At 65.8% G+C, this 9,193-nt stretch carries 7 protein-coding genes and 1 riboswitch; all 7 genes read right to left on the bottom strand.

The window, feature by feature from the left end; genetic code table 11:
- Positions 1-209 (bottom strand): SAM-dependent methyltransferase (locus NKH43_RS31410; protein WP_352861452.1); only part of this gene is annotated, 209 nt, incomplete at its 3' end.
- Positions 206-859, bottom strand: a complete 654-nt coding sequence (locus NKH43_RS31405; protein WP_352861450.1) for a precorrin-8X methylmutase — start codon at positions 857-859, stop codon at positions 206-208. The genes NKH43_RS31410 and NKH43_RS31405, both read right to left, overlap by 4 nt.
- Positions 856-2,325, bottom strand: coding sequence for a precorrin-3B synthase (gene cobG, locus NKH43_RS31400; RefSeq protein WP_352861449.1), 1,470 nt, complete (start codon positions 2,323-2,325; stop codon positions 856-858). The genes NKH43_RS31405 and cobG overlap by 4 nt, the downstream gene beginning before the upstream one ends.
- On the bottom strand, positions 2,322-5,930 hold the full coding sequence (locus NKH43_RS31395; RefSeq protein ID WP_352861447.1) for a cobaltochelatase subunit CobN: 3,609 nt from the start codon (positions 5,928-5,930) through the stop codon (positions 2,322-2,324). Before NKH43_RS31395 ends, cobG begins: the two co-directional genes overlap by 4 nt.
- A gap of 18 nt (positions 5,931-5,948) precedes the next feature.
- Positions 5,949-7,001, bottom strand: coding sequence for a cobalamin biosynthesis protein CobW (cobW, locus tag NKH43_RS31390; RefSeq protein ID WP_352861445.1), 1,053 nt, complete (start codon positions 6,999-7,001; stop codon positions 5,949-5,951).
- Positions 6,998-7,432: a DUF1636 family protein gene (locus NKH43_RS31385; RefSeq protein WP_352814657.1), complete on the bottom strand. Its 435-nt coding sequence runs from the start codon at positions 7,430-7,432 to the stop codon at positions 6,998-7,000. The genes cobW and NKH43_RS31385 overlap by 4 nt, the downstream gene beginning before the upstream one ends.
- 38 nt (positions 7,433-7,470) lie before the next feature.
- A riboswitch (cobalamin riboswitch) is annotated at positions 7,471-7,674 on the bottom strand.
- 29 nt (positions 7,675-7,703) lie between these two features.
- Positions 7,704-8,903: a winged helix-turn-helix domain-containing protein gene (locus NKH43_RS31380; RefSeq protein WP_023720751.1), complete on the bottom strand. Its 1,200-nt coding sequence runs from the start codon at positions 8,901-8,903 to the stop codon at positions 7,704-7,706.
- Positions 8,904-9,193 lie beyond the last annotated feature (290 nt).

Here is a 9,193-nt window from a genome sequence, read left to right as displayed (position 1 = left end):
GTCACCGGATAGAGCAGCGGCAACTCTATCAAATCAGCGCGAAAATGGGCTCCGACAATGGCGCGCGCGTTGCTGTTGTTGCCGCGCTTGGCGAAATGCGCAACGACATCGGCCTCAGCCAGCGCGCGCACTGCCTTCAGCGTCAAAAGTTCTGGGTCGCCAGGACCGGTGCCAACGCCGACCAGCCGACCTTTTGCGATCGCATTCATAGGCCCGGCCTCGCCAAAGCGTTGAGCGCGGCGGCGGTCATGGCGCTGCCGCCCAGCCGGCCGCGCACGATGGCGAAGGGCACGCCATAGGAATTTTCGGCCAGCGCATCCTTCGATTCGGCGGCGCCGACAAACCCGACCGGCATGCCGATGATCGCCGCCGGCTTCGGCGCGCCGTCGCGCAGCTTTTCCAGCAGATAAAAGAGGGCGGTCGGCGCATTGCCGATGGCGACGACCGAACCGGCCATGCGCTCGCCCCACAGGTCGATCGCCGCGGCCGAGCGGGTGTTGCCGATTTTTCTCGCGATGTCGGCGGTCCGCGGATCGCGCAGCGTGCAGATCACTTCGTTGCCGGCCGGCAGCCGGGCGCGCGTGACGCCATGCGAGACCATCTGTGCGTCGCAGAAGATCGGCGCGCCGGCGCTCAACGCTGTGAGCGCAGCGGCGACGAAATCGCGTGAGAAAACGAAATGCCGCGCAGCCTCGACCTGGCCGCATGCATGGATCATGCGGATAGCGACGTCGGCCTCGGCTTCGGAAAAGCGCGACAGGTCGGCCTCGGCGCGGATGATGGCGAAGGAGCGCTCATAGATCGCTGTGCCATCATGAATATAGTCGTAAGTGATGGGGTTCTGGGCGGGCATGCTCATTCCTGTCGGTAAGCTTTGACGACGCCGGCCGTGCCAAGCCTTGCAAGGCAGGCGGCGGCAGTCTGGCCTCGGAGTCGTTTTCTGCGGATTGCCGCTGCAATGCCGCCGATGCCGCGCGAGGCATCATCGCCCGGCCTGTATCCGGCAGGAAACATCTTAGCCGTCCCGTCCACGACAAGTCCGGCTCCGTTTTCGCTACCGACCAATGTCAGCGCCGCCGGACCGGGATGGGCGCAGCCCTTGGCGCAGCCGGAGATGTGCAGCGTCAAGGAAGAATCGAAGATGTCGCGGTTTTCCACGGCGATGGTCTCGGCGATTTCGCGCGTCGCGATGCGGCCGGAGGCACAGGCGGGAGCACCCGGGCAAGCGGCGATCCTGGTGCGCGGGTCGGCGGCGTCGGTGACGAAGCCGAGGGTTGCGGCGGCTTGGTGGAGCGGCGGGCAGGCCGCTGGCGCGAGGCCGAGGAAAACCAGCGCGCGGCCCGGCGCCAGGCGGATTTCGGTGGCGCCAAGGGCCAGCGCGCTCTGCGCGAGAGCGATGATCTGGTTCGCCGGCATGCTGCCGAAGGGTAGGCCGATGCCGAGGGCGGTTCCGGCTGCAGCCAAGTCGAAAACTCCGATGGGCCGGCGATCCTTCGCGCCCCCCTCTGTCCTGCCGGACATCTCCCCCACTTGGGGGGAGATCGGCAGCTTCGCCGGTGGCTCACTCTTAGCATGCTTATCGATTGGCGAAAGCTGAGATGAGGGCGCAATCTCCCCCCAAGTGGGGGAGATGTCCGGCAGGACAGAGGGGGGCGCCAAGGATCGCCAATTTGCCAGAGATCTCAGCTGTCTTTCTGTCAAATCCCGCGCATGGGCATCGCGCCCCTTTTCGGCAACCATCCTTAGGATCGCAACGGCGATGTCGCAGGCCGCATCTTCCTCGGCCATGACGAGTAGCGTCGCAGTCTGACCGCCGCCGGCGATAGCCACCTGCCATTGCGTCCCCGCATCGGTCCGCACCGCAGCCAGCCTGGCATCGGCCGTCACTGCATCCAAGGTCAGCTGTCCGCCACCGTCGACAATCACCGAGACCTTCGGGCCAAGACGCTGCGTGACGCCGGCGTCCTCGATTGCCGCCCGAATCCGCTCCGCTAGCGGGCGCGGATCGGCGATTTCCTGCGGGTCGAGCCCGGCCAGCGGACCAGTCTCGACCGGCACGCCGGTGCGAACGGCAATACCCAGCGCATCGACCTCCATCGCCAGCAGCCGGGCGCTTTCGGGCGTCAGGCCGCGTATCTGCAAGCTGCCGCGGGCGGTCACTTCCATAATGCCGTTGCCGTGGCGCAGGGCGGATTCGCAGAGTCCGATCAACGACTTCGGCAACAGTCCTCCAGCGGCCGGATTGAGCCGCACCAGCAGCCCGTCGCCGGTTTGCATCGGTGCCGACAAAGCAGGGCAGGCGCCGCGTCGGGAGAAAGCGTTCATGCCGCCACCCCAAGCGCCTGGGCTTCGGCAATCAGTGCGGCGAGATCGTCATCGATCGAATTGCGCAGCGGATGCCACAGACCGCGCCGTCGTGCCGACATGAAACGTTCGGCCATGACCTTCGCCGCCGACGGGTTCTCGCGCAGGATGAAGGCGCGGACAACGGGGTCGCCGAGATAGGCGTCGTGCACGGCCTCGATCAGCGCGCCAGATATGGCATGAGTGGTCTCGGCAAAGCCGACAAGCCGGTCGACCGTCTCGGCGAATTCCGAGGCGCCGCGCGGCCCGTGGCGCATCTGGCCGGCAATGAAGCGCGGATTGACGGCGCGTGCCCGTACGACGCGGGATACGGCGTCCCCAACCGAGCGTGGCTTGGGCTTTTGCGGATCCGTGGTGTCGAGCACGATCACGTCAGCGTTTTTGCCGAGAGCGGCAAGCGCTGCCGAAAAGCCGCCGATAAAGGCGACGTCGGCCGAGCCTTCGAGGATGTCGCGGCCGGGATCGTCGCCGGTATGAACCAGAAGGTCGGCCTCAGCGATGCGGCCCTCAAAAGCGCCGGGCGCCGAAATGCCTTCGCCCTCGGCGCCGCCATAGGCATGCGAGGTGGCGGCGAGATAGGCGCGGCCGATCTCTTCGCGCGCGGCCCAGTCGCCGCTTGATAGCAAGTCCTCGATGCCGGCGCCGTAAGTGCCGGGCGAGGTGCCGAATATGCGCGGGCTGATCTTGCCGTCTGCACGGGTTCTCGCCGCCAGCGGGTTTTCCGAATCGTCCTCGTCGCGGGTCGCGACGGCGTTGGCGGCGGCATCGATCAGCGCGATCTGGGTTGGGAACATGTCGCGGAACAGGCCGGATATGCGCCAGGTGACGTCGACGCGCGGGCGGCCGAGCGTTGCCGGCGGCAGCACCTCGATGCCGGTGATGCGGCCGGTGGCGGAATCCCATTGCGGCCGGCAGCCCATCAGCGCCAGGCCTTGCGCGATCTCCTCACCGCCGGTGCGCAGCGAGGCCGAGCCCCAGAGGTCGATGACCAGCGAGCGCGGCCAGTCGCCATGCGATTGCATGTAGCTGCGGACGACTTCTTCCGCTGCCACCTTGCCCAGATCATAGGCGGTCGGCGTCGGCATGGTGCGTGGGTCGGCGGTAAACAAATTGCGGCCGGTGGGCAGCACATCGCGCCGGCCACGCGCCGGTGCACCGGCCGGACCGGCGGCGACATGGCGGCCGTCGAGGGCCGCGATGAGTGCTACTTTCTCGGCTGCCGCACTCTGCTCGCGCAAAGGATCGGTTTCGCCCTCAGGCGAGCGACCGTAGATATGCAGGCCGTCCTTGATGGCGAAATCCTTGAGATCGCAGAGCCAGGCGTCGATGCGGCGCAAGGCTTCGTCGGCTGCGTCGGTCCTGGCGACGCCGGCCTCTGAGGCGAGGCCGGTCTTTTCCGCAGTCTCGACGATCAGCTTCGCCAGGCGGTCGCGGCGGCGGCGGTCGAGCCCGTCGGCCTGGGCATATTCGTCAACCAGTCGCTCGAGTTTATGCTGCTCTTCGTCCAGCCCGGCGCCGGTCAGCGGCGGCGGCAGATGGCCAAGCGTGACGGCGGCAATGCGTCGCTTGGCTTGTGCTGCCTCGCCGGGGTTGGAGACGATGAAAGGATAAATGACGGGCAGGGGGCCGGTGACGATTTCGGGAAAGCAGTTTTCGCTGAGCGCCACGGTCTTGCCGGGCAGCCACTCCAGCGTGCCGTGGGCGCCGACATGGATAATTGCATGGATGCCGAGCGACTTACGCAGCCACAAGCCAAAGGCGATCAGTGCATGGCGCGGCGGCAGTGTCGGGTCGTGATAGTCGGCGCGGCGGTCGGCTGAGCGCCCGCGATCAGGGGCGAGGGCTACGGTGATATTGCCGAAGGTGGCGGCGCGGAAGGGGAATTTTGCGGTGGTGGGCGCTTGGACACCCCCCTCTGCCCTGCCGGACATCTCCCCTTCAAGGGGGGAGATTGGCAGTTCGGCTGCCGGCTCTCCCTTAACGCCCTTCGTAGTTGGCGAAAGCAGAGACAACAGCGCAATCTCCCCCCTTGAAGGGGAGATGTCCGGCAGCACAGAGGGGGGTGCCTCGCGCGAACCTGTCTCATGATCCGTATTCCCCCATGCGGCCTCCACCGCAGCGATGGCCGCCGGCGGCAATTCCTTCGAGAAGGTCAGATAATCCTGCAAAGCCAGTCCCTGGTCGGCTGGCTCCAGCACCTCCAGCAACTGACGCGGCGTTTGCGGAATCCCTTCAACGGCGTAGCCCTGTTCGCTCAGGTCGTGCAGCATCGCCAGCACGCTGGACGGCACGTCGAGACCGACGGCATAGCCGGTGCGGCCGGGCGCGCTCGGATAGTCGGGGATCAGGATGGCGAGCTTGCGCTCCGCACGCGGCGTCCGCTGCAGACGCACGAAGGCCTCGATACGGTTCGCGACCTGCGCCACGCGGTCAGGCTCTGGCCGGTTGGCGAAGGCGCGGAAGGCCAATGCCGGATCGATCTCGCTTTCGCTCTTGAAGGAAATGGCGCCGGCCAGGATGCGGCCGTCGAGCTCGGGCAGGACGACATGCATGGCAAGGTCGGCGGGCGCCAGGCCGCGCTGGTTGTTCTGCCAGATGTCGCGGCGGGTGGTCGCGACGACGACCTGGAACACCGGCACTCCGGCGCGGTCGAACAGCGTCTCGACGCCGGGTTCGGCGCCCGAGGCGAAAGCTGTGGCGGTGATGATGGCGGCAGGGTTCAGCGCGGCAAACGCGGTTTCGACAAAGGCGAGCGATGCCGCGTCCTTGAGGCTGGAGACGAAGATGGGGACCGGCGCTATGCCACGCTGCCCGAGCGCCTCGACAAGCGCATCGATGGGCGCGACATCGGCGGCGAGCAGCATCGAGCGGTAGAACAGGATGGGGATGATGGGGGCGGGTTCGGCGGACGGTAGGTTTAGGCTGCGTTCCGTCGCGCCCCCCTCTGTCCGGCAGGACAGAGGGGGGCGCGAAGGAATGCCGACGCTTGATAAGTCCATTCTTTCTATAACGCCGCGTCCCGGCTCGTAAAATCCCGCCTTTGGCACGCTGACAGGTTCAGCGACCGCCGCACCCGATCCGGCGAGACTTGCCAACCTCTGCACCAGCGCCGTCATATTCGCCGGGCCACCTTCGCGGAAATAGTCGAGCAGACCATCAAGTTCCTGGCGCGGCAGCGTCGAGCCTTCAATCAGCCGCAAATCCTCGTCGTGGCTCTCGCCCGGTAGGAGCGCCAGCTTAATACCGCGATTTCGCGCGACAACGGCAAGCTGGTCGCAGCCGTAGCGCCACCAGTCGTAACCGCCGAGGATGCGGACCAGGACGACCTTGGCGTGGCGGGCGACGCTGTCGATCCAGAGGTCGAGGGACATCGGGTGGCGCAGGTCGCGCAAGGCGGCGAGCCGCATCGACGGCAGGCGGTCCGCATCTGCCTTCCACGCCGCCGCCAGCCCGGCGAGGTCGCTGTCGGTGAAGGACAGCGCCACGACATCCGCAGGCGTTTGCCTGAGATCGACAGGCTCGGCGAGATCGTCGAGCGAGGCGGATGTGGTGGTGAGGATGTGCATCGCGGCTCGTACCTGGGATCAGCCGGCGAGGATACGCTCGATCGCCGGGCGGTTCAGCCCTTTCAGGCCGATGACGACGAGGCGCGAGCGGCGATCGTCTTCAGCGGTCCAGGCGCGGTCGTAATAGTGGTTGACGCGCGGACCGACGGCCTGCAGCAAGAGCCGCATCGGCTTGCCGCCGACGTCGACGAAACCCTTGACGCGCAATACGTTTTCTTCCTCCGCCGCCGTGGCGACGCGTTGTGCCAGCTCGTCCGGGTCGGGCACCGACGCAATGTCGATGACGAACGAGTCAAAGTCGTCATGTTCGTGGTCGAGCTCGTCGTCGTGATGGGTCTTGCGGTTCTCGATGTCGTCCTCGACGGCGAGACCAAGGCCGAGCAGCACCGACGGATCGACCTTGCCTTGCGAGGTCGGCACGATCTTCACCGCCCGCGCAACATGCTTGCCGATGACGGCATTGGCGCGCGCCGCGCCGGCTGCGTCCAGCAGGTCGCTCTTCGACAGGATGATCAGGTCGGCACAAGCGAGCTGGTCTTCGAACACCTCCTCGACAGGATCGTCATGGTCGAGCGTCTCGTCCTGCGCGCGCTGCGCCTGCAGGGCGTCCATGTCGTTGGCAACGCGGCCATCAGCCAGCGCCGGCCCGTCGACGACGGCGATGACGCCATCGACCGTGACGCGGCTTTTCACCGACGGCCACTGGAAGGCCTGGACCAGCGGCTTGGGCAGGGCCAGCCCGGACGTCTCGATCAGGATGTGGTCGACCTTCGGCGTCAGCGACAGGATCTGGTCGAGCGCGGGGACAAAGTCGTCGGCGACAGTGCAGCAGATGCAGCCATTGGCCAGCTCGACGATGTTTTCCTCGGGGCAAGTGTCGATGCCGCAGCCCTTCAGGATCTCGCCGTCGATGCCGATATCGCCGAACTCGTTGACGATGATGGCCAGGCGCTTGCCTTTGGCGTTTTCGAGCAAATGGCGGATCAGCGTCGTCTTGCCGGCGCCGAGAAAGCCGGTGACGACGGTGCAGGGGACGCGCGAAACGTTGGCGGCCGAATCTGGGGAAGTCATATCAAGTCCTTCAAAAGGTCGAGGGGAGGGATGCGGGCAACCAAGCCGCGCTTCAGGCAATCGGGACGGCCGCGCCACGGAATGAGGCCGTCCGTCGAAGTAGCGAACAGCTTTGCCCCCGTCACCAGATCGGTGCCGCTGGTCGTGGTCAGGTCGCCGAAGACATAGCTCCAGCAGCCGTCGCGCAGCATCGCGGCGCTGAGCCGGCGCTTGCAATTGCCGAGGCATTCGACGGTGCGGATTTTAATGTTTTCGCTGGAAGCGGCGCGGCGCGTGTCCTCGGCGAGCAGTTCGCCGGCGCGGGGATAAGCGTCCGAACCGGTCTCGTCACGGCAGGACGAGCAGACGATGACGGTAACGCCGGCCGGGGAATCACCATGGCCGGACAATAAATCCGCTGTCTCAGCCGGAAAACTGCTGTCGCGTTCCAAATCAGGCTCCTTGCCCGGAAAACCCGCCAGGCGATCGGATTCTTATGTCCTAGACGGCAGGTCTCCTGGCTCGCGGGTCATCGCCTGGGTGCCGCCTTCCCGGGAATATCCCAGTGGTTTTCGGCCTTGGCTCGTCGCTTACAGTTGCGGGGACAGCCGCGGATTTGAAATCGAGATTTCGCACCGCATTCCCTCTTGGCCCTTGCCGTTGCGGGCAGGGGACCGTCTGGAACGGATTTAGGCTTGTGAAGGCAGTCGTGTCAACGCACGTCTATGACGCGGCGATATCTGCGAGCGGCTGGCCGAGGTCGCCGGCAGCCGTCACCTCGATGCGCTCGAGCCCGAGCCAACCCTGCATCTGCTTCAATTCCTCGAAAAGGGCGGCGGCAGTTTGGGGCGGGGCGCCGGGCTCCGAATAGGCGGCATGGACGCGCAATACGCCGGCCGGGCGGTCGGCCCTGAGGTCGACGCGCCCGACGATGCTGTCGCCGAGCAGGAACGGCAGCACATAATAGCCATACTGGCGCTTTTCGGCCGGCGTGTAGATCTCGATGCGGTAGTGGAAGTCGAACAACCGCTCGGTGCGCGACCGCTCGAAGACGACGGGATCGAACGGCGCAAGCAAGGCGCGCGCCTCGATCCTGCGCGGCAAACGGGCGTCCTTGTGGAGATAGGCTGTTTTGCTCCAGCCTTCGACGCTCACCGGCAACAGGTCGCCAGCCTCGACCAGTTCCTCGATGCGGCCCTTGATGTCGGCGGGCGAGAGGCGGAAATAGTCGCGCAGATCGCCCGCCGTGGCGACGCCATGGGCGCGGGCGGAGATGCGCAGCAGTTCGCGGTGGGCGTCCGCGGGGGACGGAACTGGCAAAGCGAGTACCGTTGGCGGCAGCACGCGCTCCGGCAGATCGTAGAACCGCTCGAAACCACGCCGGTGCGCCGTGGTGATGCGGCCCGCCCAGAACAGCCATTCGAAGGCATGCTTGGCATGGCTCCAGCCCCACCAGCCGCCCGAGCCCTTCTGGCCTTCGAAAGCCGACGCCGCGATCGGGCCTCGTTCAGCGACCTCGCGATAGATGTCCTCAATGTAGGCGGCGTGCTCGCGGCCCCATTTTGCCAGTCCGCTGTACATTTCCTCGCCGCGCTCGGCCCGCCGCATGCGCCAGCGCATCAGCGGATAGGTCTCGACGGGCAGGAACGAGGCTTCATGCGCCCAATATTCGAAGACCATGCGCTTGCGTGTCACCGCGGCGTCGTCGAGCAGCGCCAGCTTGTAGGGGCCAAGCCGCGAATAGAGCGGCATATAATGGGCGCGAACCACGGCGCTGACGGAATCGATCTGCAGCAGGCCGGTACGTGCAAGCACCCGGGCCAGATGCCGGCGGTCAGGCGTGCCGCTGGGGCGCGGGTCATTGAATCCCTGTGCCGCAAGCGCAATGCGACGGGCCAGGGCAAGCGAGATTTTTTCCTTCATGAAGGCGGTATCCGGACGATGTTAGACAGAGAAAATGAGCTGCGATTCCGCCCCATGCTAGCAAGGTTTTGGCGGCATCTATGTCAGGAGAGAAAAGTGGAGTGAAAAGTGAAGGAAATCAAACAGGAGCGGATCGGACCAGTTTTCCCGGATATGCCGTCCAGCACCGCGATTTGAACAAGGTTTGACTTGCTTCGCCGAAAGCGCTGCGCTAACCCTCGCCGCGTTGCAGCATAGAGCCCCCTTAAAACGGTTCAGTGGTTAATCTGTCACGCTTCCGCAAGTGGGTC

It is taken from the genome of Mesorhizobium sp. M1163, from assembly GCF_040318415.1.
GTDB lineage: Bacteria > Pseudomonadota > Alphaproteobacteria > Rhizobiales > Rhizobiaceae > Mesorhizobium.
The sequence above is the reverse complement of the archived record's forward strand: the minus strand, read 5'-3'. Positions and strand labels throughout refer to the sequence as shown.